At 51.6% G+C, this 26857-nt stretch carries 18 protein-coding genes; 2 read left to right on the top strand and 16 right to left on the bottom strand.

Going from position 1 to position 26857, the window contains the following annotated elements; translation table 11 throughout:
- Positions 1-8 precede the first annotated feature (8 nt).
- The 6 genes from dgoD to ACFOLF_RS35845 all read right to left on the bottom strand — a co-directional run bounded on the left by dgoD (position 9) and on the right by ACFOLF_RS35845 (position 8510).
- Positions 9-1127: a galactonate dehydratase gene (dgoD, locus tag ACFOLF_RS35870; RefSeq protein WP_210040209.1), complete on the bottom strand. Its 1119-nt coding sequence runs from the start codon at positions 1125-1127 to the stop codon at positions 9-11.
- 178 nt (positions 1128-1305) lie between these two features.
- A complete protein-coding gene (locus tag ACFOLF_RS35865) occupies positions 1306-2619 on the bottom strand; it encodes a carbohydrate ABC transporter permease (RefSeq protein ID WP_210040210.1) in 1314 nt (437 codons plus the stop codon).
- A 5-nt stretch (positions 2620-2624) separates the two neighbouring features.
- The gene (locus ACFOLF_RS35860) at positions 2625-3494 is read right to left on the bottom strand and encodes a carbohydrate ABC transporter permease (protein WP_210040211.1); all 870 of its coding nucleotides are present in this window, start codon (positions 3492-3494) and stop codon (positions 2625-2627) included.
- A 67-nt stretch (positions 3495-3561) separates the two neighbouring features.
- Positions 3562-4980, bottom strand: a complete 1419-nt coding sequence (locus ACFOLF_RS35855; protein ID WP_210040212.1) for an extracellular solute-binding protein — start codon at positions 4978-4980, stop codon at positions 3562-3564.
- Between the two features lie 97 nt (positions 4981-5077).
- Positions 5078-6688, bottom strand: coding sequence for a response regulator (locus ACFOLF_RS35850; protein WP_210040213.1), 1611 nt, complete (start codon positions 6686-6688; stop codon positions 5078-5080).
- Positions 6669-8510, bottom strand: coding sequence for a cache domain-containing sensor histidine kinase (locus ACFOLF_RS35845; RefSeq protein ID WP_210040214.1), 1842 nt, complete (start codon positions 8508-8510; stop codon positions 6669-6671). The genes ACFOLF_RS35850 and ACFOLF_RS35845 overlap by 20 nt, the downstream gene beginning before the upstream one ends.
- A gap of 296 nt (positions 8511-8806) precedes the next feature.
- Here ACFOLF_RS35845 and ACFOLF_RS35840 point away from each other — a divergent pair, with 296 nt between their 5' ends.
- On the top strand, positions 8807-10582 hold the full coding sequence (locus ACFOLF_RS35840; protein ID WP_210040215.1) for a sugar-binding protein: 1776 nt from the start codon (positions 8807-8809) through the stop codon (positions 10580-10582).
- Between the two features lie 272 nt (positions 10583-10854).
- Here the strand turns inward: ACFOLF_RS35840 and ACFOLF_RS35835 are convergent, their stop codons facing one another.
- Positions 10855-13389, bottom strand: a complete 2535-nt coding sequence (locus ACFOLF_RS35835) for a carbohydrate-binding protein (protein ID WP_210040216.1) — start codon at positions 13387-13389, stop codon at positions 10855-10857.
- Positions 13390-13739: 350 nt separating this feature from the next.
- Here ACFOLF_RS35835 and ACFOLF_RS35830 point away from each other — a divergent pair, with 350 nt between their 5' ends.
- A complete protein-coding gene (locus tag ACFOLF_RS35830) occupies positions 13740-14513 on the top strand; it encodes a phytanoyl-CoA dioxygenase family protein (protein ID WP_210040217.1) in 774 nt (257 codons plus the stop codon).
- A 174-nt stretch (positions 14514-14687) separates the two neighbouring features.
- On the opposite strand, the gene ACFOLF_RS35825 is transcribed toward ACFOLF_RS35830, so the two are convergent.
- The 9 genes from ACFOLF_RS35825 to ACFOLF_RS35785 all read right to left on the bottom strand — a co-directional run bounded on the left by ACFOLF_RS35825 (position 14688) and on the right by ACFOLF_RS35785 (position 26857).
- Positions 14688-15563, bottom strand: coding sequence for a carbohydrate ABC transporter permease (locus tag ACFOLF_RS35825; protein WP_210040218.1), 876 nt, complete (start codon positions 15561-15563; stop codon positions 14688-14690).
- A 14-nt stretch (positions 15564-15577) separates the two neighbouring features.
- Positions 15578-16528 carry an ABC transporter permease gene (locus ACFOLF_RS35820; RefSeq protein WP_210040219.1) on the bottom strand — a complete coding sequence of 317 codons (951 nt, stop codon included), beginning with the start codon at positions 16526-16528 and terminating at the stop codon, positions 15578-15580.
- 130 nt (positions 16529-16658) lie between these two features.
- On the bottom strand, positions 16659-18368 hold the full coding sequence (locus tag ACFOLF_RS35815) for an extracellular solute-binding protein (RefSeq protein WP_210040220.1): 1710 nt from the start codon (positions 18366-18368) through the stop codon (positions 16659-16661).
- Between the two features lie 114 nt (positions 18369-18482).
- On the bottom strand, positions 18483-19661 hold the full coding sequence (locus tag ACFOLF_RS35810; RefSeq protein ID WP_210040221.1) for a response regulator: 1179 nt from the start codon (positions 19659-19661) through the stop codon (positions 18483-18485).
- Complete coding sequence (locus tag ACFOLF_RS35805; RefSeq protein WP_210040222.1) at positions 19646-21409, bottom strand: sensor histidine kinase; 1764 nt, start codon at positions 21407-21409, stop codon at positions 19646-19648. The genes ACFOLF_RS35810 and ACFOLF_RS35805 overlap by 16 nt, the downstream gene beginning before the upstream one ends.
- Before the next feature lie 144 nt (positions 21410-21553).
- Positions 21554-23161, bottom strand: coding sequence for a gamma-glutamyltransferase family protein (locus ACFOLF_RS35800; RefSeq protein WP_379113199.1), 1608 nt, complete (start codon positions 23159-23161; stop codon positions 21554-21556).
- Positions 23162-23188: 27 nt separating this feature from the next.
- Positions 23189-24058, bottom strand: coding sequence for a carbohydrate ABC transporter permease (locus ACFOLF_RS35795; RefSeq protein WP_210040223.1), 870 nt, complete (start codon positions 24056-24058; stop codon positions 23189-23191).
- Positions 24059-24070: 12 nt separating this feature from the next.
- The gene (locus tag ACFOLF_RS35790) at positions 24071-25030 is read right to left on the bottom strand and encodes an ABC transporter permease (protein WP_210040224.1); all 960 of its coding nucleotides are present in this window, start codon (positions 25028-25030) and stop codon (positions 24071-24073) included.
- Positions 25031-25099: 69 nt separating this feature from the next.
- The gene (locus ACFOLF_RS35785) at positions 25100-26857 is read right to left on the bottom strand and encodes an extracellular solute-binding protein (RefSeq protein WP_210040225.1); all 1758 of its coding nucleotides are present in this window, start codon (positions 26855-26857) and stop codon (positions 25100-25102) included.

Here is a 26857-nt window from a genome sequence, read left to right as displayed (position 1 = left end):
TCCTGTCCTTACCAGTCGGCTACGGAGCCGTCGTCCGCGTGAAACCAGCGCGGAGTATCCCAATCGCCGGTATAAAGCTTGTCCTGGATGGCCTCTTCATCAATCTCGATTCCAAGTCCGGGAGCGGTCGGAGTCTCCAGATAACCGTCCTTGACGACAAACGGCTTCTTCAGATAACCTTCGCCGAGCTCGGCATGCTCTTGAGCCAGGAAATTTGGCACATTAGCCGACAATTGCAGGCTGGCTGCAAGATTGACCGGGCCAAGCGGATTGTGCGGGGCGAATCCCGCGTAATACGTTTCGGCCATCGCCGCAATTTTCTTGCCCTCCATAATGCCTCCGCAGTGAGCCAGATCCGGCTGCAGAATCGCAGCAGCCTGCTTCTCAAGCACCTCGCGGAACGCCCATTTGGTGAACAGCCGCTCACCCGTTGCAATCGGGATCGTCGTTGAACGGGCAATCGTCACAAGCGTATCCACATTCTCAGGCAAGCAGGGCTCCTCAATGAAAACAGGCTGGAATTTCTCCAATTCCTTGATCAGCCTGATCGCCAGTGCCGGACCGAGCCGTCCGTGGAAATCAATGCCAAGGTCGCAATCATTTCCAATAGCATCGCGGATAGCCTCGATCCGCTCCACTTCACGGTTGATCCAGCTGGGGTTCTCCATTACATGGGCTCTGCCGTCGATTCCGGTCTTGACCATCGTGAAGCCCTGCGCGCGCCACTTCTTCGCATTTTCGTAAGCCTCCTGAGAGGTCGATCCCCCAATTCCCTTGTACATGCGAATACGGTCGCGCACCGCTCCGCCGAGCAATTGATGCACGGGCACGCCGAGCGACTTGCCGAGAATATCCCACAGCGCCTGTTCGATGCCGCTAATCGCGCTGGTCAGAATCGGACCTCCCCGGTAGAACGTTCCCCGATACATGGCCTGCCATAAGTGCTCGATCCTACGGGGGTCCTGACCGATCAGATGCGGTTCCAGCTCCTTTACCGCCATCTCAACTGTCCGCGATCTGCCCTCGACAATTGCTTCTCCCCAGCCATCAATGCCCTCGTCAGTCGATATTTTCAGGAATGTAAATCTCGGGCGCAGATGAAACATCTTGATTCCACTGATTTTCATCACATAATCCTCCTTGGTATCTTCCTGTTCGCTTAACCAGAGTGGGAGAGATATCGCATACTGCAGCGATTTCAAACCGGTCCGTCATCGATTGGAGCACAGGCAAATGAATGACCTGGGCAACTTCACAAAAGTCCGATAATACCAAGCTCGACTTTTGTGCTCATGCCGAGCCTTCTTATCCTTTGACGCCGGAGAAGCTGACGCCTTTCTCGATATATTTCTGCGATGTCATGAACACGATCAGCAGCGGGATCATGGAGACGAACGAGCTGGCCATGATCATGTTCTGCTGTACGCCGCTCCTGTTCTGCAGATCGTTGAGCGCAACGGTAAAGGTCCAGTTGACCGGCAAATTATTGACGACAAGCGGCCATACGAATTCATTCCAGACGGGGATGAAGGTCATCACCGCCACGACGGTAAAGACGGGAATGGACATCGGAACGACAATTTGGGTGAAGGTCCGGAATTCTGAAGCGCCGTCCACCCGCGCCGCCTGAATAAGCTCTTTGGATACTTGGTCGAAAAAGCCTTTGAACAGGAAGATGACGATCCCCCATGCCGTATGCGGCAAAATAACGGCAAGCAGGCTGTTTACCAGACCCAGGTCCTTCATCAGCAAATAAAGCGGCAGGAGGAGCGAGATATCCGGGATCATGATCGTCGCCAGGAAGAACATGATCCAGAAAAACTGCCACCGTTTGCTTCTAAGCAATTGCGAGAGCGTGTAGCCTGCCAGGCCTCCCAGCAGGAGCTGGAGGGCTACGCTCGACACCGTAATAATGGCGCTGTTCAGAAAATATCGGAAAAAGCCAAGCGGGCCGGCCACATCCTGAGCCAGCTTATTCAAGGACAGATAGCTGTCGAACATCCGCAGCCAGTTGGAGTTTTCCTGTATTGACGCTACTTTGCCGGTAACGAATTTGGTGGATTGATAAAAGTGCTGAAATTCGGATGCTATCGGTTTATTCTCGAATCCACGCTCGGTCTCAGCACTCTCCCCTTCTGTTCCATACCAGTGGAACCGGGAAAACCCACGCTCCTGAATAATCGGCAGCTTCAGGTTCATCATCGCATCGTTGAACAGTGTGGAAGGCACAATAAGCGGCTGTCCAACATGGAATGACGACGATATTGTCCGGGCCTTATACAAAAGATTTCCGTCCCGAATGCCAGTCACAGTGACTTCCCCGATATCTTCCCTGAGGTTCTTCATCCAGGGATACCATGTTGCCTTCATCGCTTCCTTCTCATAGAACAGCGCATCCTTCTCTTCAAGACCGGTATAGTCGACAGTGACCTGAACGGATTGCGGGATGCTCGGCAGCCATTTAGGCGGATAAGCCTGAATATCCGTCTCGGTCTTCAGCGAGGACACAATCATCCAGAGAATGGGGATAATAGCGGATACGACGAAGAACAGAGTAACGATATAAGCCGTAATATTCATAGATCTCTGCCCTTTTTCCGCTATTCGCATCGTTTTCATACGCTTCAATCCTTTTCTGCGGAAATTTTATTTTGCAGGACCGTGAGCAGGGCGATAATCAGAAACATACACAGGGACATTGCCCCGGAAATGCCGAATTTGGATTGCTGAAAAGCCGTATTGACGATCAGCATGGACACCACCGTCGTGCTTCCGGCAGGTCCGCCCTGCGTCATGACATAAATATTGTCGTAGGCGAGCAGAACGCCTGACATAAAAGAGACAAAATTGATGATAACGATAAATCTGATATTGGGCAGGAGCATCGTCCACATTCTTCTCCACGGCCCGGCCCCGTCCATCTTGGCGGCCTCCAGAATATCGGCCGGAATCGATCGGATCGCCGAATAATACAACAAAAGCGATATGCCGGAGCCGGCAAAGAAGCTGGGAAGCACGATGGCAAGCTTCGTGATATGCAGATCGTTCAGCCACAGGTAGGGGCCCAGACCGATCTTCGACAGCCAGTAATTGAGCAGGCCAAAATCGGGATTGTACATCCACTTCCAGACCAGAATGCCCGCAACCAGAGGGACAATGGTCGGAAGCTGGTACAGAAACCGGAACAGGGCGTTTGCCCTGCGGATTTCCGTGAGCAGCAGCGCCTGGACAATGGGAAGCCAGAACGTCAGACCCAGATACAGTGCAAAGAAAATAAACGTATTCCGAACGGCCTGCCAGAAGGTTGCAGAATGCAGAATTTGCATATAATTGGCCAGCCCGATGAACGGTCCCGGCGGGTTCACGAGACTGTAATCGAAGAAGCTGATATAAATCATATTCAGCAGTGGATAATACTTGAACAGCAGGTAGCATGCGACGGATGGAAACAGAAAGAGAATCGGCATCCAGCGAATGTTAAGTTTTATTCTCATAGGCTTTTCCGCTCCATGACAGCTTCCGGGATTTCCCTGAAGGGGAGTTCCGAAAGCTGTCTTTTCTTTATTTTTTAAGATCGGCGTTGTACTTGTCTACGACTTCCTTCTGAGCCAAGTTCTGGGCTTTCTGAAGCTCCGTCTTCGGATCGGCTTTCTCATCAAGCAGGATAGTCTGGATCGGTTTGACGATATAGGGGCTGAGACTGGCCTTCAGGAAATATTCCAGATGTGTCTCTTTGGCGGCATTCTGGACTCCGGCTACGAGGTCTTCCGAGAGTCCTTCCACATATTTCGTCACTTCCACATCGGAGCGGACAGTCAGGAGATTCGGGAACAGTCCGTTGTCCTGGGCAAATTGGAGCTGCTGCTCAAGCACTTCCTTGGATGAGAAGAACGTCGCATACGTGAAGGCAGCCTGCTGCTTCTCCTTGGACGCTTTGGGGTTGATGATAAAGTAGTTGCCTCCGACCTGTGACGGCGACTTGCCCGACGGTCCGGCAGGCAGCGAGGCAAACCCGATATCGTTAATATCCATTCCTTTGGAAATCATGTTGCCGAACCAGTCGGAGGCCGCCACCGTGGAAGCCGCATGTCCCGTATAGAAATCCTTTTGGTTGTCGTCGAGGCTCTGGACCACATTTTTCTGAGTTGCTTTATACTTCCATTTCAAATCCTTGTAATACTGCAGCGCCTGGACCGCCGCATCGGAAGTAAAGGTAAGCTTGGCGGTGCCGTCTGCCTGCTGCTCCGTCAGATCGCCGCCAGCCTGCCAGACATAGTACTCGAAGAACCAGTCCGCCCAGTCCATGCCAAGAATGGCATTCCCGTACGTACTTTTAGCCGGATCGGTCAGCTTCTGGGCCGCTTCGGCGAACGATGTCCAGTCCTTAAGGGCGGCGGCCGGATCGATGCCCGCGTCCACGAACATTTTTTTGTTGTACATGAGTGCGGTTACATACATCGTGCTCGGAACGCCGTAGATTTTGCCGTCCTTCGTTGCGGCATCGAGCGAGGAGGGCAGGTATTTATCCTTCTCCGGAAATGCGTTCCACATGTCGGTAATATCCGCCGTGATGCCCTGGGCGATGTAGGGGGCCATATCCGGGTAGGCGTTCAGATAGGCGTCAGGCTGCTGACCGCCGGCGACGGCCGTCATGAACTGCTCCCGCTCCTTGCCTTTCGTTTGCTCCACATGAGTAACCTTGATGCTCGGATATTTGGTTTCAAAATCGGCGAACTGCTGCTCCTTGAGCGTTTTGTCCGCATCGTCCGCATGCGGTTTGTCCCATACCGTTATCTCGACCGGCGCCGCATCGGCTGCAGGCGCTGTCGATTCCTCCGTCGTTCCCGCCGCCTCATTGTCCGGCTGTGCGGATGGATCGGCTCCGTTTCCTGCGTTGTTTCCGCCTCCGCAGGCTGCAGAGAAGATGGCGAGCGCCAGCAAAACAATAGATACGGACGACCATTTTAAAGCGATTTTCATTCTTGTGTCCCCCTCGTTATTAATCCTTGCCTACTCCATTGTAGGCAATCTTCATTCGGCTTTTAAGCGAATTTCTTAACCCATCCCTATGAATATGTTAAGATATCTCCTGCTCTCTGTACTGCTTGGGAGTCATCCCGTAATGCTTGCGGAACACGCTGCCGAAATAGGCCGCATCCTCAAAGCCCACCCGCTCGGCAACCTGATGAACCAATAATTCGGTTCCGCGAAGCAGCGACTCCGCTTCCTTCATCCGGTAGGCGGTCAGAAGCTCGATAAAGCTGGTGCCGTTTTTCTCCTTGAACCGTCTTGAAAAGTAGTTGGGATGGATAAAAAACTTCTCCGAGATGGATTGAAGCGATAACGGCTCCCCGAAATGGGTTGCAATATATTGGCGGATGGCCTCCATCATATCTGTTTCCTGCATTTGGCCGCTCTTCGACAGAAATCCGGCGATGTTGGCGGTATAACGCTTCATCTGCTCCAGAACGTCCTCCCAGTGCCTGACTTGACTTAGCCATTGAAGGAGATCCTCCGTCTCGCCGATCGTCCATTCCGAATCCAACGAACGCGCCAGCAAATATTTATGGAACAGCAAATGAAGGTCCATGCAGAACCACTCCAGATGGACGTAGGTCGAATCGGGGTCCTGAGCAATAGCCCCCATGCGGCGCTCCGTCCACCGGTGGATTTTATCCGTTTCCCCCTGTTTCAGCATTTCAATAATGGTCGACTCGTCTTCTCCACTGATGATGGATTTGCGGTTGGGTCCCTTCTGCCTGGCCGCGTTAAATGAATAAATGCGGTTGCTGCCATGGATGACCGCATCGCGGAGCAGCAGCTTGGCCTCGCGGTAAGAATCCTGGACCCTGCCGAACTGATCGACGTATGGACCGATCGCTTCGGTCAGCTCCAGCTTCAGATACCTCCCGACGCTCTGAAGGATGTCCTGCAGCGCGATCTTGACGGAGGACTGCTGCGAAGCCGAACCGATTCCGAGAACATACACCAGCTCATACCGATGCAGGGTGTGCTGAATCAGCATCCCCCGGACTCCGCTCCGTTCGAATTGTTCCGTTATAATATTTTTGACCGCGTACCAGAGCAGGCTCTCCTCGTCCGCCGCAAAGGAAAGATGCGGAAGCTGAAACGGCTCGAAGGAAAAGACCGCAGCGGCGAAATGAGCGCACACCATTTCCAATTCCTTAAGCGCTTCATCGCCCGGTGCTTCATCGCCTTGCTGGATGAACTGCGTCATCGCCTGCTGCCTGACGGTTTCCCTGCTGGTCTCCTCCAGCAGCTTCAGCTCCATGTACGATTTCTCCCTCAGATGATCGGCTTCGAGCTTCTCCATGAGCCCGTTAATGGCTTCATACAGCTCCTCGTTCTCGACCGGCTTGAGCAAATAACGGCTGACCCCGTAACGGATAGCCTGCTTGGCGTAATCGAAATCGTCATAGCCGCTGAGAATAATAAATTCCAGCTTCGGATTGATCTCCTTCGCCAGCCGAATGAACTCCAATCCGTTCATCTCCGGCATCTGGATGTCCGTCAGGATGGCATCCGGTCGAGCTTCTCTCGTCATCTCCAGGCCCGCTACCCCGTTGCCCGCTTCACCAACGATCGTCAGCGGCAAGCCCGATGTCTGGATTTTATGTATAATTCCCTGCCGAATAATCGGCTCGTCGTCAAGGACGATGATCTTCATGTTCGCTACCTCCCACAGGCAAAGTTGACCGGATTGTCAGGAAGAAGGAGGTGCCCCGCATCCTGCTGCTCTCGAAAAGAATACCGTACGTATCGCCGTAGACCAGCCGGAGCCGATTCTGAACGTTCAATAAACCAATCGACGACCGCTCCAGGTAGGGGTCGTTCCCGCTGGCCCCAGGAGCAAGCAGCTGCCTGAGCCATTCCTGCCGCTCCGGCTCGATCGGCTCGCCTGTATTCCACACTTTGATTTGAATATCCTCCATGTCGTCTCTGGCAACCTCCACTCTGATCGTACCGCCTTCGATCGTTCGGCTGATGCCATGCAGCACGCCATTCTCCACCAGCGGCTGGAACAACAGCTTGGGGATAGGAATATCTTCGAGTCCCGGCTCCAGATAGATGGAATAATCGAGACGGCTGTCGAAGCGGATTTTCTGAATTGACAGATACAGCCGGATCTGCTGAATCTCCGCCCCCAGATTCGATATGTCATTGCCGCTTATATTATAGCGGAACATCTTGGCGAGCGACCTGCTGATTATGGATACGCGCTCGTTCCCGCCCATTGAGGACAAGCTGTCGATCACACCCAGCGTATTGTAGAGAAAATGCGGATTGATTTGCGATTGCAGCGATTTGATCTCCGCATTTTTCTTGACCAGCTCGGTCTCGTAGACCTTCATGATCAAGCGGTTGATCTCCCGGGCCATCCGGTTGAACGAAGAGCTGAGATAGCCCACCTCGTCAATGCTTCGAATGGGAAGGCTGACGGAGTAGTTGCCTACTTCGATCGCTTTCATTCCTTTGCTGAGCTCTTTGAGCGGCGTGATCGTCCGCGAAGAGAAGATGCTGGCAAGCAGCATGGAAACAAGCAGGCTCAAAGCTCCGATGACGATGGTCCGTTTGGTAAAATCGCTGACGGGCGCGAGCAGCACCTTGATCGGTGACAGCGATACCAGAATCCAGTCACTGTTGGCCAGCTTCTGATAGACGACAAGCAGGTTGCCCGATTTGCTCGCGGTATAGAAATGACCGCCCGTATGTCCCCGGATCTCTGCCAGTTCTTTCTTACTCAGCAGAATATGGTCATTCACATTCGCACTCAATCCGTTGATGACGCTTCCATCCTCCAATCGAATCACATAGGACCGGTTGGCACCGTTGCCCTCCACATTTCGCAGCCACTTCTGAAGCTCAGTGTAGGACATTCCGTACATCATGACTCCAATGATCGGACCCGGTGAAGTGGCGGTGATATTTTTGATCGCCTGAACGAATGTAATGGTCTTGACGCTGGACCGCGAAGGCCGGTCATAGGTCTGCGAGGATACCCATACGCCCTTGCCGTCATTCTCTTCGCCTATATCAATCAGTCTGGCCCTCTCTTCAGCGGACACGTCATTGGCAGAAGAGCCCGACTGGATGCTGAAGCCGTTCAATTGGGTGATAAATACGGAATCGATAATAGGATTGTCATTCACAAATTGGGAAAACTTGCTGCTGTAATAGCTGATGGAATCCGGATCCTTCCCCATTTCCTTGACAAAATGCTGGAAATTCGTATCTCCGAAGTAATTCCAGGAAAAGTTTTGGATATTGCTCATATAGGAGTTTAATGCCGCCGAGGATTGCTGAGTGAGGCGCTCGGTCGTCTCGATAGATTGACGCTTCAAATCTCCCGCGGTGCGAACGTAGAAGTCGATCACGAGAATCGACACGGTGAGCACGATAATGAAAAAGTAAGAAACCAGCATTTTACGGTACATGGATCGTTGAAAATATCGTATTACGGCCGCATATCTGGATGTATTCGCTTTCATATTTCTTCCTCCATACTCTGCAAAATCGTCTTGAACTAGATACATCATACAATAGAATTGTCGCATCAATGCAAGAGTATTTTCATTATACGGCGGATATCCGCTTGGATTGCAAGGATACACATTCAATTTACGCCCGGAGGAGGGCTAATCATTTAACTGCTTCCTATGAAAATCTTAACGGATAGGTTAATAATTTCCACAGATCACGTTAATATATTCCGTTACCCTCTTCGAACAGGTCGTTTATGATACTTGCGAAGCGCTTTCACAAAACATTGTCGGGAGGAATTCACATGTACTCAAAGAAATGGGCTCTATGCCTGCTTGCGGCATCTCTATTGATGCCGACCACATCATTTGCTGCGCCATCCGGCGGCAGCCGGCAGCCGGGCCACTCCGTCTCCATCACGGATTACGACGCTGTACCGAATGACGGGACTGATGATCTGGCGGCAATCAACCTGGCAGTCGCAGCCGCCAAGGCGAGCGGGAAATCCGTGTACATCCCGGAGGGAACGTTCATTTACAGCGACCTGCTCGTACTCGATGGCGTCAAGATGACCGGCTCAGGTGAAAAATCCGTGCTGAAGAGCACCAATCTCACTCATCAGGCTGTGGTTCTGGAAGGGACGGGAGCGGCCGTGAGCAAAGTTAAATTAACGACGGTTCAGCCCACTGTCAGGCTGTCGAACGACGAATCCGGCAGAATACTGGTAATGCCGGGAACCTCGGGATTCTCTATCGACAGCATGGAGATCGACGGCGCCTCGTCCGTGGGAGTCTTCTGCTTGGGGAGCAATGGCGTGATCAGCAACAACATGGTACGCAACACGCTGGCGGATGGCATCCATCTGACGGGCGCGACGGCCAATATCGAAGTGAGGAACAATGTGGTCCGGGATACGGGAGACGACCATATCGCCGTCGTATCCTACGAGAAATTCGGCACTTGGGTCCGTAATGTCAGCATCCGCGACAATGACGTAGCGGGCGGCCATGCCCGCGGCATCACGGTGTCAGGCGGCGAAAATATCACAATCCAGAACAACCGGATCGCCCGGACCGGCGGCTCCGGCATCTATATTGCCTCCGAAGGCAACTACAAGACCTATGCGGTCAAGAATCTGACCGTAAGCAAAAATACCATCGAAGGCGACAGCAGCAACCGGGCGGTTGCCGAGAGAGGCGGCATCCGCTTGCAGGCGACCAACAAGGAGCCCAGCATCCAGAACGCGGTATTTGAGAAAAACACAATCAAGAATTCCGGAGACAGCGGCATTCTTATCCTGGGCTCCGATACGATCGACGCCACCTTCCTGAAAAACGATATCGATAACCCGGCGTTATACGGGATCCGAATATTGAGTACGGTTAGCGGCAAGTTGAATTTCCTGAAGAATACGGTAAAGTCGGCCGGGAATGCCCCGTTCTCCAATGCTTCCACCATCGCCCGGGTGATCAGCGACATGCCGAATGATCCGAATGCCGGCGACGGCGGATCCGGGGAGGATTATGTCGCTGTCCAAGGATCGCCTGCCATCGACGGTGTGGTTGACAGCCTGTGGCAGAACTCCTCGCTGCTTCAGCTGAATACGGACGAGAACGGCACGACGGGGACAAGCCGAATCGCCTGGGATGACAGCGCGCTGTACTACCTGTTCCAGATACAAGACGCAACACCGAATGCGGTCAGTACCAATGAAAACAACGACTCGGTCGAAGTCTGGGTCGACGAAACCAATGCCAGGAACGGCGCCCCAACCGTAGGCGACTACCAGCTGCGGGTCGATCTGAACAACGCGTTATCGACAGTGGTGAACGGCCTGGATCTCTCTGGTGTGCGAAGCGCGGTTGCTCAGGGCGATGGAATCTATACAGTAGAGCTGGCTGTGCCTTATACGGCGCTTACTCCGAAAGCCGGGGATATTATCGGCTTCAACGCCAGCGCCAACGACGACGCGAACGGCGATGGCCGCCGCGATACTTACCTGAGCTGGGTCGACAAGAACCTTCCATATTGGGCGGATACAACGGCATATGGAGAAGTAACACTGATCGCCGCACCATAATCATCCGCAAAATACAGACCTCCGGTTTCACTACGCTGTGAAAAACTGGAGGTCTGTTTGTGATTGCAAGACAGAACCGGACATCTCGTTATTCCCCTGCTGCCTTGGGATACGTTCTTTGAGGGGATCTTCTCAAGGAAATCGCTTCGTGATGAGAACAAATTCAACGGCTTGGCTTCAGTAAAACGATTGATACAAGATATAATAAATCCCCACCCGGGGCTGCAGATCCAAGGGTGGGGATTTATTTGTAATTCGTCTTTCAGCGCTCTTTATTCCGGACTGTTGTCTATACCAACGTTGCCCTTCAGGACGGGAACTATAATCGTGCTCGCATTCTGATAATTGTCCAGTGCATTATTCTCCACCGTATTGAAATTGAACTGTGTCCGGCCTTCGCTGTCGCCGAAAGCTGTATTATCAATATGAATGCCCTGCGTTTCGCCATTTTCGATCGTATTCAACTCAATCCGGACATCTTTCATCGGGTTCACGTACAGCCAATAATGGAGTCCGGCATGATTATGCCCCGCATGGCCCGCTTTATTAATCGTGTTGCGCTGAAACTTCAAGCCGTTGATCGGATAAGAAATTTCATTTTTGGCCGGATCGGCAACCGGCTCCGTCGTAATGATCATGCCGGCGTTGAAGGAGCTGTCAAGTATATTGTCGCGGTATATCAGGCTGTCGCCGCCGACGTCAGACATCCCCCGACCCCAATAGTTGGCGGATATGGTGTTGAACTCGGCCACATTATGGTTCGCGACGGCGTTGAAGTTTTGCAGGTTCACCTGCGCTACTCCGTCGTCTCCCAGCCCGCGCATGAAATTGTTGCGAGCCAGGTTGCCGTTGTTGCCCCCGTCCCCCCAATGAATGCCGTCAAAATACGTGTTGCGGATACGCACGTTCTGGATGGTCGAATCAGACCAGTCGGTCCAGCCTTCCAAGCATCCGACATGCTCAACCCATAAATTTTGCAGCACATTCCGCTGTCCCGCGCCTGGATTCGTCAGTACGACGATTGCGTACTGATTATTCCGCTGCGTCTGCACCCCGCTGATCCGCAGATCGGAAATCGTCGTGTCGTTGTTGAGCGTAAATCCTACCGTTCCACCCCAAACATTGTTGGTCACGGTCGAATGCAGATGCGAATACCACATTCCGGCCCCGCGGATATCGACACCCGACGGAACCGCAATTTTCCCGCTTTGATTGTATGTGCCGGCCGGGAGCCACACGTTCTTGCCCTTCGAGGCCGCATCATTGACTGCGGCTTGTATTGCCGCCGTGTCGTCCTCAGCGCCATTACCTGCTGCATTATAAGGCGCAGCCTTCACAGAGAGATAGCCTGCCGGCATTGCAAGCGGAGCAGGCGCCGTCTCCAGCTCAATGAGATCGATGCCATACCATGGAAGTACGTCTCCTTCATCCCTTTGCAGCCGGATCGTGTCGCCGGCGTTGATCTGGACGGCAGCATCCTGATCGTCATACCGTCTTTTGTAGCTGCTGTCGTCTGTGTCGTAGTTATAGGTCGAGGCAAGCTCGAGACTCTGCCGTTTGACACCGTTTACATACAGACTCAGCGTACCGTTCGTATTCTGCGGTATGCTGTATCGAAGCATCAGTCTGTCGGCGTCTCGCACGTTGGTCCACTCGACATAATCACCCGTACGGTCGAGCTGCACGTAGCTTTTTCCTGACGATGCCACCTTAACATCGGCGTTCTCGTCTTTGACCGCGCCGCCTCCGGAAGTGCCCTCCTCCGCTTCATACGTCCTGAACGGCATCGTAGCCCCGCGGGTTTCGCTATTGGTGAATCGGAACCAGTTAAGCTTGGCCATTCCCGTACCCGACAAAACTTTGACATACAGATCATGGACACCGGTCGCGCCGGGGTCCACGCCCCAGACTTGCGTCTCGTATGCATAGTTCTTGTCGCTGCCGTCCTGCCAGGTTTCGGTGTTGGCTACGGTAAAGGTGCTGATGACCGGACCCGTCGGACCGTCCAGCCTGACCTCGAACGCATTGCCGGTAACGGGAGCCGATAAGCGGGCCTCCAATGTCTTGTACCCTCCGCCCAGATCGATGCGCTTGTAAACCATATAATCGCCGGCGTCCAATCCGGTAACGTCCTTGCCTCCTCCGGCGTCGCCGTCAGCGCTTGTCTGGACACCAGAACTTGAAGAATATTTTTCCGCCTGAATCGTTATTGCCGTGGTCAGTGTTATTTCGGGCGTCCACTTCGTTTCACCACGGCCATCGTTTCCCTCAGCCTCCGAGACAAAATAAAGGGCATCGCCGGCTTCGACATGAATATCCGATACACCGCTCGGCTTGACGGCAGATTTGGACGTTAACGTTTGATGCCATAGGGAAGCTTTGTTTTTCAAAACTTCCACTGTGATGTCGTCACCCTTCGAGTCCGTCTTATGAACAGTTCCCGAAATCTCGACGGTGCCCGCCTGCGGCGCGATCCATTTCTTCACAGCAGCGCTGCCGTCAATCGATTGAAACGTATCATCGCTTACGGAAGTCTGGCCGGAAGCGTCTTCCCACTTGGCAGGCTTCTTCTCCCCATAGCTGCTTAAATAGGCATAGGATCCGGCCGTCTTTTCCATGTAATACCAGCCATCTGTTCCCTGGACACTGCCGAAGGATGACTTTGCGCGAAAAGTGCTTTGCTCAATCGGCTTGTCCTTCGCCCCTTCCGCATTCGCGCTTGGCACCCATGGCGCCAGTCCGGTCAAGAGCAGTGCCGCAGCCATCGCTCCAGACTTCAGCTTACGTTTGTTACTTAGTTTTATCAAAATAAGCAGCCTCCTTTGAAGTTGTTCTCCGGGCAACGGTTTTGTTGCTGGATCGATTCGTCATTTGCCGTCCATTATCCTTTCAATCACCTCCTGATGTATGTGGTCATATCTGTGGCTGTTAGCCGCATCATAAGCATAGTCCTCCCTTTGCGGGAACGTAATAGAATATCTTAACGGTGTAACCATAAAAATTTAACTATGCTGCTGCCGAAATTGCCGCTTCATCCCCGGCAGCTTTCTAAATGTGTAATAACGAATCATTTTCTTGAAAGCAGGCCATTTTCCCTCCGGATACCGCAGACTACAATAATAGTGAGAACATACAATTGCGTTTGGAGGAAAATGTCATGCAGTTGACCTACCGGCAAAAATTGCAGTTGATCGAGAGCGGCTACACTGTCGTTCCCGGCGTTGTACCGAAAATAATGATTACGGAAGCTATGAAATCGATTAATCACTCCATTGGCAAGGGAATTCCGGCCAATCACACCGGAGCGAATTACTGCAGGGAGCTCGAGAAGCATCCCGCCATCACGGATTTGTATAATAAAAGTCCAGCCAGAACCTTGATTGACTCCCTTGTGGGACAAACCAATTATCCCCCGCTTCAAAGCGCGCAAATCGCCCTTCGCTTCCCCGATTATCAGGATCCGCCAAATCCGTACGCTGGTGCCCACCTTGACGGCATGCTGAAGCTGCGTGAAGGTATAGTAGAAAACTTCACCGCGCTCGTCGGAATTATGCTGAGCGACCAACCGGAAATCAATATGGGTAATTTTGTTGTATATCCTGGCACTCACCGTGACTATGAGCAATATTTCCGGGAAAAAGGACCGGAGGTCCTGCTGACAGAGGAGTCCTTCAGCAAGACAGCCCGTTCCCAGAATTTGAAGCTGCCGGATCCCGTTCAAATAACGGGAAAGGCCGGCGATCTTGTCATTTCCCACTATCAATTGGTTCATGCCGGAGGAATCAATACCTCTCACCTGATCCGGTATTCGTGCTATTACAGGATCCTGCATAACGGTATCCGGGAAGACTGGCGCACGCCTCTCACGGACATGTGGATGCATTGGCCCGGACTGCAGGATGTACTGGTGAGCAATCAGGAAACTATCTGATGGAATCGCACGCAAAAGCGTAAATATATGATGATAATATCCATATTAGCTGCCTAAAAGTGAACGGACTCCCAGGAAACCTGGAATATAGAGGCCAAAAAGAGGCTCCCCGTTAGTCACAGTTGGTGACTTATGGAGAGCCTTCTTTTATGCTCGGAGCAGCCTGTTCGGCCGCTACTCTTTTACAGAGCCAAGGGTCATCCCCTTCACAAAGTACTTCTGCAGGAAAGGATACGCCACAAGTACGGGGAGCGCTCCAATAAAGATCTGGGTAGCCCGCAGTGAACGCTCCGATAATCTTTTCACCTCTGTCGGATCAATACCGATTCTGGTATAATCCAGGCTTTTCACGAGCGATTGAATCATGGTGGCCAGAGGTTGAATATCCGCTTCCATATAGATCATGCCGTCAAACCAGGAATTCCAGTGACTCACGATGGAAAATAGCGAAAGCGTCGCAATGGATGGCATGGAAATGGGCAAATAAACGGTAAACAATATCCGGGCGTGGCTTGCGCCGTCAATCTGCGCCGCTTCGTCCAATTCCTTCGGGATCCCCCGGAAGAAATTCATCATCAGCACAACGTTAAAAACCGCAACTGCCCCCGGCAGAACCAATGCCCAGATCGTATTGCGCAGTCCTGTTTCATTTACAATAATATAAGTGGGGATCAAGCCCCCGTTGAACAAAATGGTGATGACAAAATACCACGCATAGACGGTTCTTCCTTTGAAAAAGCTGCCCTCTTTAGACATGGGATATGCCGCAAGAAGACATAGCAGCATGCTGAGCGCCGTTCCGAGCACCGTTCTATATACGCTGATCTGCAGAGCATGCAGAAAACTTGGACTGCCGAACGTTCTCTCATAGGAATCCAAATTGAATCCGATCGGCCAGAACGTAACCAGATTCGCGGTCGCCGCAGCATTCGAGCTTAGCGAAACAGCAAACACATGCACTAACGGCATGACGCAGACCAAGGAGAGAATCGATAGAAATACGATATTGAAGCCGTTGAATATCCGGTATAGAGGATCTTTACTGTACACGCTGCTTCCCTCCTTTAAAAGATGCGGTAATTGGCATATTTGGTGGCCATACGGTACGTTACCGCAATCAGAATAAAGGAAACGACTGATTTGAACAGTCCCACCGCTGTCGCAAGACTGAACGCTCCCTGCTGCAATCCAACCGCGTATACATACGTATCGATGATTTCTCCCTTATCCGCAACCAGAGGATTAATCATGTTAAATACCTGGTCAAAGCCTGCGTTCATGATGTTTCCGAGCGACAATGTCGCAATAATTATTCCCACAGGCATAATCGAAGGCAGTGTAACGTGAACGGTTTGCTTCCACCGGCTCGCACCGTCGATTTCCGCCGCTTCATAAAGAGAAGGATTGACGCCCGCAAGAGCGGCAAGATAAATTATGGTGCCGAATCCGAACTCCTTCCAGACATCGCTGAAAATCATGGTAAAGCGGAACCAGTCGCCATCCCCGAGGAAAAACACGGCTGGCAGTCCGATGCCGGATATGAACTGATTGATGAGCCCGGATTGGGAAAGCATATCGGTCAGTATCCCGGCTAGGATGACCCATGACATAAAGTGAGGAAGATATACCAACGACTGAATGGTTCTTTTGAAGAACATAATCTTGACTTCGTTTAATAGCAAGGCAAACACCAGCGGCGTAATCCAGCCTAAAATCATTTTACCGATTGCGATAAATAGTGTATTCCAAATAATCGTAATGATTTCTTCATTTGCGAACATGCTTTGAAAGTGCTCCAATCCCACCCAATCCGAATGAAAAAAACCTGTATACGCCTTGTAATCCTGAAAGGCAATCATAATTCCGCCCATCGGTATATAGCTGTACACAAAAAGCAGAATGACCGAGGGCAGCAGGAACAAATGAAGCTGCCAGGTGCGCGTCCAATTCATCCGCTGCGAAAGGGTTTGTCTTGCCGGGCTTTTCATTGTTGCAGGTACAACAGGCTCACTCATTGCGATCCGCTCCATCTTCGATTATCATTGTCCGCCCATAATTCATCGGACTTCTAAAAGCTTGAATGCTGGCGGATTGGGACAGAAGCGCCCCACCCACCGCATTCAAAGATCCGCAGCCTTCATTCTTTTACGGCTGGTACCACTCATTTACTTCTTCCGTAATTTTATCTCCGCCCTGCGCCTTCCAGTCTTCCACGAATTCGTCGAATGCGTTTGCGTCCGCTTTATTGTAAATAATTTTCAAAAACGTCTCTAATTCCATTTTTTTGAGCAGCGTCCACTTCTCACCCATCGTTTCCGTCGGAGCGCCGATAAATTGGTTTCGCCGGGCGATATTCGGCTGAGACAGAGCGGCTGTAAAGCCGTCCACCACCAATTTGCCCGTTCCGGCAGCCAATTTTTTCTCGTAGACGCTTTCGATCTGGCCTTTTGCCACACGTTCATAAATGCTCGGTCCTTGAATCATACCCGGCGGCGTATTCCCGGAACCCAACAATTGATAATTTCCGATCTCCGTAGTTGGTTTGTCCGGGAAATCCCACTGCGGCTTCCCGTCGACCATAATGTAATCGTAGCCTTCGGCATAGCCATTGGCGAACGGGCTGTTCGGATCCTCCAGTTGAACTCCCAGGCTGATATCCCAATAATGGAACGCGGCATCCATATATTCAAACCCTTTGCGGAATACGTAGGTGCCATAAGAAAGAGCGGAACCAGTGCGCCCGATCGTTCCATCGACGCCCGAAGGCAGCGGATACGGTTTCACTACCGCTCCAGGCACATTCACTTCCGTATCGGCCAGCGGCCAGCCTCCCATCCATCCAGGGCCGAAGAGCATACCGGCTTCACCTGATGTAAATAGAGAAGCAGCCTTCTGCTCGTCATGCGCTCCGAATTCCGGATGAATGTAGCCGCTTGCATAAAAGTCTTTTAATTTCAGCAGACCATCTTTTACAGTCGGTTGAACGGCGCCGTAACGCAGTTTCCCGTCTTCCCCTTTATCCCAGATATAGGGCTGGGTCTGACCGAACATGAAGTGCACGTCCCCCATATACCCGGCAAGACCGTTCTTTCCGGAGAAAGCCAGTGGCGTTTTGTCCGGATATTTCTGCTTGAACGCTGCGAGAGTCGCCTCTACTTCTTCCAGAGTCGTCGGCGCTTTCATGCCTACAGCATCCAGCCAGTCCTGCCGGACCCACATAATCGGGTCGCCGACGATGCCGTCGGAAATTTGCGGCAGGCCCCATTTCTTGCCGTCTTTTTCTACATAACGCCAAACCTCGGGGTTCTTCTCATAGGATTCTCTCATGCGGTTTGTAGCATATTTCTCATATGCCTCGTCAATCGGCTCCAGCCGTCCGGCATCGATCAACTCGTTCATCAATACCGTATCCGAAATATAAAGCACGTCGGGCAATTCTTCGCCGCTTGCAAGCGCCAAGCGGATCTTAGTCGCCAGGGCGTCATTCTGGTCCGTTAATAACCACTTGTATTTAAGTGTAACGCCCATATTGTCTCTCAACCAACGACTCATCGGATTATCCTCCGGCGTATCGCCTGGAAGGAGTGTATCGCTTTCGCGTAATGCTTGTGCCGATGTAATCGTCACCGGTGCTTCGTATTTTTTAAACATGTACGATTCCGTCCCGGTGGAATTCCCTTCAGCTGTGCCTTCGCCGTCAGAATTCCCGGTTGTTGTGCCGGTCCCGGATGGGGCAGGAGTCTCGCCGGTATCGATATCCTCTGCCTTATTGTCCCCGCCGGTGCACCCTGCAAGCAACACGATGACCATTGTAAACATCATCGTTAATGACAACCACTTGCGAATATTACTCATGCAAATCCTCCTTTGTTTTGAAATGGTGTACTCTTAAATTATGGAACAGTCCGTGGAGGAATAAAATGATGGGATGTTCAGAAAGATGAACGGCAATTCAGGAGATGATTTACGTTAGTCGGGCCGGCAGCGATAATTTTTGGGTGTGATGCCGTAATACTTTTTAAATTCCCGGATGAAATGCTGAACGCTTTGATAGCCGACTTTTTTGGTAATCTCGTAAATTTTCATATGACTTTCCTCCAATAATAGACGGGCCTTCTCCATTCGCTCCGCCAAGATAAAGTCGCTTATATTGATCCCCGTCGCTTCCTTGTATATTTTTGATAAATAGCCCGGATGAAAATAAACATGATCCGCAATTGCGGCAAGCGTAACATTATCTGCCAAGTGCTCTTTAATATACGAATGGATGCCCTCGACTATTTTGATATGGGAAGCGGACTGCTCGGTCGGTTGAATATGTTCCTTCAACAGGGAATAGATCAGCATCGACCATTCCTTTAAATGCTGCAGGCTGCGGAACAGGGCCGCACGCCCGGAAATGTTATGATTGCCCGTAATTTCCTCCAGCATCACGCCATTCTTGTGCGCCAGATGGACGAATCCGCCGATGATGTGAAAATAAGCTTCCGTTAAATGGGTGCGGGAGCATGGCCATTTTGTATCTATCTCCTTGAAAATAGATTCCAGTTTGTCGCCCACTCCGCTAATATGATTGGATTCTATGAGCTGCATAAGCGTGGGGGGCTGAATGACCGTTTTTAATGAATCCAGCTTCTGGGGGGGTGGCGAATTCACAGAACTGAAGCGGCTTCCGTTGACCGGCCTACCCTCTATCGGCTCGCCCGGAAACCCGGATTTCAGCAGCGGCAGATTCTGCCGGATCCATCTGTTTTTCTTTATCGAAACACTCGATTCTTCCAGTTGCTCGGTAATTTTTCCGATAACTCTGCAAATTTCTTCATCCCGGACCGGCTTGATCAAATAGTCGACCGCTCTTAGCTCAACTGCTTTCCTGGCGTATTCGAAATGGGCATAGCCCGTAAGCAGAACACATTGAATATGCGGCAGCAGCCGCTGCGCCCGTTCGATTAATTCCAGCCCGGACATTCCGGGCATGCGGATATCCGTCAGCAGAATGTGAATCTGCGTTGTCTTAATGATTTCGAAGGCCTCTACAGCGGAATAAGCCTTATGAATGCTCAGAATGTTCATGGCCTCCCAGTGTATAGTGGCGCACATACTATCGACAATATGCTTGTGATCATCGACGATTAGTATCGTATACATCCACTCTCACCTTCCTTCTCCTTAATCTGGCCGCTTCGTTGGGTCCAGGACAATTGTACCTTCAGACCCCCCAGCGAAGATGCGCCGATCTGCAGCCTGGACCCCTCGCCGAAATAATGAGATAGACGCTGCTGCACATTCCACATTCCCGTGCTCGTTCCTTGCTTCTCCGGCTGTATGACAGAATCGTTTAACCATGCAATTCCTTCTTCGTCAAGACCAACGCCGTCATCCTCCACGGTTATGATGTATTTGTCGTGAAGCCCGATTCCTGTGATCAGGATCGTCCCTTCTCCAAGTTTGGGTTCCAGGCCGTGAACAATCGCATTTTCCACAATCGGCTGAATGAGCAATCTCGGGATTATTAATTCGTTCATGGAAGGTTGCAGTTGAATATCGTATACAAACTTGGTTAACTGCAGGTTCATAATGTCAAGGTAAATGACAACGAACGCGATTTCCTCTCTGACACTGGTCACCAATTGTTCGTTATGGGTTACATACTTGTAATAATCCGCCAGACTGTGGCCCATCTCGACTACTGTTTCGGTTTTCTTAAGCTTAGCCATACTCACAATAAACGCGAAGCAATTATATAAAAAATGAGGATTGATCTGGGACTGAAGCTGCTTCATCATTGCTTCCCTGGATCGGATCTCCGCTACGTACACCTTCTCAATCAGACGCTGAATTTCAGACGCCATCCCGTTAAAGCTTTGAAACAACAGGCGAAAATCACTATTTGTTTCAATTGGCAAACGGGTGGAATATTTCCCGCTCTTGAATTGCTGAACGCCGTTTGTGAGCAGCCTGACGGGAACCTGAATGTGAAAATATAATAATAAAGCGGCGAATATACCCACCAGCATCAGAATCGCAACGGTGGAATAGAACAGATTCCTGCTCGTTGTTAAAGGTTCAATAATTTCCGCAAGCGGAATATAATCGATCAGAGTCCAGTCCATACGCGTGGATGCCATCATGTAGACGCGATATTTTTTACCTTCTACTTCCTGCACCACCGGTTCATTCACAGGAGTGGCATTGTCTAGCCTGCTCATGATTTCTTTGGTCACGTTCCGGTTTGAAGAGCTGTTAAGGACATACTGCTCGGGAGAATGATAGTAGAATGGATCATTGATGCCCTCGGTTTTAAACGTGTCCAGCAGCGCGGAGATATTCTCAAGAAACAAATTGATTTCAATTAAATATGGACTTGAAAATGCCTCATGCAATGAAGTATTGGGTTTTAAAAAAATACGGGTCAAAGAGCCTTTCTCGGCGCCGTTCACGGAAATTTTTTGATACGTCCATCCGTTGGCAAGCCTTTTTCCTATCTCATGCTCATCATACTTGACAACCGGTGAATACGAGGAAACGACCGTGCGGGAAGGAGGAAAATAAATGGTAATCCTGCTGTTCCACTTATTGGCGACCGCTCCGCTGAACAGTCCCAGCTTCTCTTCGATCGTTTTGAGGACGACATACCGATCGTACCCGCTATCAGCGGGATAGCGGGTTGCGAAATAGATCATATCAGGATCATTCATGAGGATGATGGAAAAAAAAGAAGCCTGGTCGACCGTGCTATCCAGCTGGTTCAGGTAATATGACAGCCTGTTTTTGTTGACAAGATCGACTTGCTCTCCGACGACGTTCGAGCTTTCCTGCTGCGAAAATGTATAAATCACAATAATCGGCAGCATCAGGACTAGAATGAAAAGGATCGCTTTCGTAATTAGATTCATCTTCTATATCTTGCCTCCAACCTATGCAAATAGCGCATGATACGGCCCACTGCTCCAGTCGTCATCATGCGCTTTTTATATAGCAGAGCTTTACGTACTTGCCCGTGTCCAGGATCAAGCAGGGAAGCGGTTTCGATGAGCTGTCTACCAGCCTGCGACCGCACCGTCGGAACGGGGATCGCATCCGCCGGCAAACACGCCCCCGGGCAGGCGCTGGATTATGTTCCCCCTGCCGAAGCCTCCGTTCAATGGAAGGCCAACGGACAACTGATGTCCTTTTTCAAGCAGGGCGCTCACTGTTTCAGGCGGAAGCGCGCCTTCCATGTGAAAGGTTCGCTCGCTCATCCACTGCCAACGGCTGGCATCGAGCGCCTGCTGCGGGTCCATGCCGAAATCAACCATATTCATCACCGTCTGAACATGTCCCTGCGGCTGCATAAAACCGCCAACGACGCCGAACGGTGCCAGCGGCTCGCCTCCCCGCGAAATGAATCCTGGAATGATGGTATGGAAGGTCCGTTTGCCAGGCCGCAGACAGTTGTCATGCGCCGGGTCCAGCGAGAAGTTATGGCCCCGGTTCTGCAGACTGATGCCCGTTCCGGGAATGACCACGCCAGATCCGAAGCCAATGTAATTGCTTTGGATGAGAGATACCATGCTGCCTTCCCTGTCCGCTGTGCAAAGATAAACCGTTCCTCCTTTCGGCGGGCGGCCCGGGGCCGGCAGGAGCGCCTTATCGCCAATCAGCTTCCGCCGCTCGTCTGCATAAGCGTCGGAGAGCAGGTCGCTGACGTTGACCTTCATATCACGCGGATCCGTGATAAAGGCCTTGCCATCGGTATAAGCCAATTTGATGGCCTCGAACTGCTTGTGCAGCGTATCCACGGTATACGGCCGATCGAATTCGAAGCCTTTCAGCAGGTTGAGCGCCATTAACGCGACAAGCCCTTGGCCGTTGGGCGGAATCTCCCATACCTCGCAGCCGCGGTACGAAACGGATATCGGTTCGACCCATTCCGGCGCGTAAGCCTCCAAATCGCATTTGTGCAAATATCCGCCATGCTCCTTCATGAACCGGTCGATCCGGTCCGCATAGTCGCCTTGATAAAAGGACTTCGCGCCGGTTTCCGCGATACTGCGCAGAGTGGTTCCCATGTCGCGGTAGCGAAACAAGCTGCCGGCTCCGGGCGCTTCCCCCCCGATCGTAAATGTGTCAAACCAGGTCCGCACTTCGGGAATGCCGGCTCTGCCGTACATAGCCGCAGCTTGCCGCCATGCAGCTGCCGTTAATGGAGAAACCGGAAAGCCGTTCTCGGCATAAGCGATTGCTGGAGCCATGCTCTCGGCAAGCGGCAAACGGCCGAATCTTCCCGAGAGCTCGGCCCAAGCCGCAGGCGCTCCGGGGACCGTTACCGGAACGACACCGAAAGCAGGCATCGTATTGTGGCCCTTGTTCGTCAGCTCTTCAAGCGAAATGGCCGCCGGTGCGGGCCCGCTGGAGTTGAGACCATGAAGCTTGCCGCCGGTCCACAGGAGCGCAAAGGTATCGCTTCCGATACCATTATTGTTCGGCTCCACCGCAACAAGCACGGTTGCCGCCGCAACCGCCGCATCGACCGCATTGCCGCCTTTCTTCAGCATCTCCAATCCCGCCTGCGCCGCAAGCGGGTTCGAGGTGGACACCATGCCTTCAGCTGCGTACATCGTACTGCGCCTTGACGGAAAATCGTATGGGGCATTTCGAGCTGTCACGTTAATCTCCCCTTTGTTCAAAGTAATCTACCCTTTAATGGAACCAATTAACAACCCTTTAGTGAAGAAACGCTGCAGCATCGGATAGACCAGCGCAATCGGCAGCACGGTAATTACCGTTACGGCCATCTTCAGCGTTTGAGGCGTCACCTGATTGGCGAACTCGTTCTGCATTTGCTGGTCGCTGCCCGATTGCGCCGAAACCGTCAGGTAAAGCAGATACTGAAGGGTATGGTTTTCAGGAGACATGGCGTTATAGATCTCCGTATCGATGAACGAATTCCACTGCTGCACGGCTGCGAACAGGGTAACCGCCGCCATGACCGGCGCGCATACCGGGAATATGATCCGCCAATACAGATACAGATCGTTGGCCCCGTCGATCAGAGCCGATTCCTCCAGCTCCCTGGGCAGGCTTTCGATATAGGTTTTAATAAGAATCATATAGAAAATGACAACCGCTTCGGGAAGGATATATACCCAAAAGCTGCCGGTCAAATGCAGCGTTTGGGCCAAAATATACATCGGAATAAGTCCGCTGCTGAAATACATGGTAAGTACAAAAAACTTGCGGAAAAACTTCACGCCTACAAGGTCCTGACGGGTCAACGCATAAGCGACCATGGAGGTTACGGCAACCATTACAAGCGGACCGATAACCGTTCGCAAGGCCGAAACAAGGATGCCATGCAGCATATCGGGATTCTCCAGTGCCGCGCGGTACGAGTCGGCTGAGAAGCCCGCCGGCCAAAACAACAGCCCTTCGGGAAGCCGGGAAGGCGTACTGAGCGAATAGCTGACAATATACAGAAAAGGGTAAAACATGATAAAAATAAGGGCGAGCATGAAGAGATAATTGGCCGCATCGAACAGGAGGCTGCTTTGCCATCGTTTCATGTTCATCCTCCTTTACATGATGGATTTGCCGGTCGTCTTTCTGGATAGTATGTTGACACCCACGACAATGAGAATGCTGACCAATGTCTTGATGATGCCTACCGCTGTCGCGTAAGAATAGTTCGTTAACTGCAGGCCATTTTTATAAATATACATATCCAGAACCTCCATCCTGGACCAGTTCGTCGGATTCGTAAACAAGAAGTAGAACTCGAAATTGGAATTCAGAATCCATCCGCTGTTAATGATGAGCAGAACGATCAGTGTGGGCAGCAGGTTGGGAATGGTAATATGCATGATTTTTTGAATCCGGGTCGCTCCGTCCATATCAGCGGCCTCGTATTGATCCGCATCAATCGACGCAATGGCTGCGATAAATATGACGCCATTATAGCCGAGCGTCTTCCACAGCATGATGCCGATTGCCAGCAGCCAGGCATATTGCGGGCTCCCAAGCAGATCCAGTCCTTCATTCAACACGCCGAGATTCACAAGGCTAAGATTGACGGCTCCGGTCGAGACAGCGAACAGCGAGTGCATGATGGCGTATACGATCACCCATGAGACAAAGAAAGGAAAGAATGACAGGGTCTGAACGAGCCGTGAAAACCATCCCGACCGGATCTCGTTGATAAGAACCGCAAACAGGAATGCGGCAATCAGATTTACCAGAAGCATGGATATATTCATCGCAAGCGTATTGCGCAGCAAATAGATATAATCGCTGCTTTGCATCAGAAATGACTTGAACTGATAGAATCCCGTCCATTCCGCTTTCCACAAATTGAGACCGACCCGGTAATCTTTGAACGCCATAATCCATCCTGCCAGCGTGAGGTAACTGAACGTGAAGACGACGATCAGGCCGGGGATCAGCATCAGAAAAAGGTACTTCTGCCGTCGAAGCTTTATGACCAGCCGGCGCGAAGAAGCGTATTGCGTTCCTGATTCGAGCAAAGTCGCTTTGGCCATTGGCGCCTCCTTAATAGGATCGACGGGTACCGGATTCGATACCCGCTGTCACCGTTATTCACTTTTACGTTACTGCTTGTACTTCTCCAGTTCCTTCATGCCGTCCGTGTACATCTGATTGTAAGAGTCGATAACCTCTTTCGGATTCAGTTTTTCATAGGCGGTTTTAATATTTTCAAGCATCTTATCAAATTCCGCATCGCTTTCGGTCATGATCAGCTGTGCCGTATTCTTAACCCGCTGATCGATCATTTTCTGCTCGGTCGCGCCAAGCGGGGTCGTAGGATCGATAACGATGCTTGGCGCCAGGCCGATCTTCACTTCCTTGCCGTTCTCGAACCACCAATCCTTCGACGTTTTCCAGCCCATCGCCCTGTATGCGTCCATAACGCCCTTCGGCAGCAGGTCATCTTTTACCGACTGGATGCTCAGCAGGGAGAAATGCTGGCCATCAGTCGGCGACCCGGCGTTGACCAATCCCAGCAGGGGCAGCATGCCGATACCTTGCTTGGCCGTATAAAGCGGGTCCTCCCTGACGCCTTCTCTGAAAGCTTCCGTCGGTACCCGTTTGCCATCCTCGATCGTGTAGTGAACACCTTCGATACCGCTTTGCAGCAGCAGCTGCCCTTCCGTCGAGCTTGCCCATTCAACCAGTTCAAAGATCCGCTCCGGATGCTTCGCGTTCTTGGTAATGCCCACCTGGTCGAAGGCTCTGGTCAAGCCCGACAGATAAATGCGCTCGTCGCCCCGTTCGATCTGCTTTGGCGATTTGATCGGCATATTGATATATTCATATTGCGGTGTCCCGGCATTCTCAAACGCAAGGTTGACCGATGTTGCCAGACCGGCTGAATACCAGACAGCCAGCGCGCGCCCATCCTGCATCTTGGCTACGACCTGATCCACTTTGTCGGTAAAGCTTTCCTTGTCGAAGGCGCCTTCCCGGTACAATTGATTAAAGAAACGGTAGCCGTCGATATTATACTCATTCAAAAACTGGTCGACGAACTTGTTATCGATCGCATCCCACAAGGCGGTCCGGCTGCCAACCTTGATGTATCTGCCGCCCTTTTCGGTCATCGCCGTAGAGATGCCCAGAATGCCGTATGACTCGCCGAATGCAGCAGCCAGGCCGATCGTTTTCTTGCCGTTCGTCTCGGGATGCTTCTTCATTGCGTCCGATATGAGCTTCACATAATCATCGGTGGACAGTATTTCCGGCCAGCCTGCTTCCTCGAGAATATCACGCCGGATCAAAATGTCGTTATTCTCGGGGTTAAGAGAAGCGTCAATGGGCAGCCCGTAGTTCCAGTTGTATACCTTGCCGTTTCCGGCTATTCGCCAAAAAGGGAGCGCATCCTTGTACAAATTGCTGAAGTTCGGCGCACTCCTGATGTAATCGTCAAGCGGGAGGAGCGCTCCGGCAGCAATGTATTTCTCGACAGTAGTCTGCCCCTCTATCCGGAGCAGTTCGGGATAATCGCCTCCGGCAAGCATAAGATTCAGCTTGTCGATGTAATTGCCGCTGAAAGGCACATACTCGAAGACGATATTAAACTTCTCCTTAATAATCTTGCCGACCGGCGTTTCATCACTGCGTTTTATGACCGATGCAGCCTGTGCGTTTCCGCTGTCGATGAAGATCTTGATGGTGTAGAGCTCTCGATCCGCTTCACCTCCTGCCGTCTGCGTTGTTCCTTCCCCGCCGCTCTCAGGCTGAGCGTTTGCTTCCGGCTTGTTCGGGCTCGACGTGCAGGCGGGGAGAAGCAGCACACAGAACGCGAGGAGCATGATCAGTCCGGGAACCTGCCCATGTTTTTTTGTCAT

Source organism: Paenibacillus sepulcri (genome assembly GCF_042647105.1).
Taxonomy (GTDB): Bacteria; Bacillota; Bacilli; order Paenibacillales; family Paenibacillaceae; genus Paenibacillus_Z; species Paenibacillus_Z sepulcri.
This window is presented reverse-complemented; position numbering and strand designations above follow the sequence as displayed.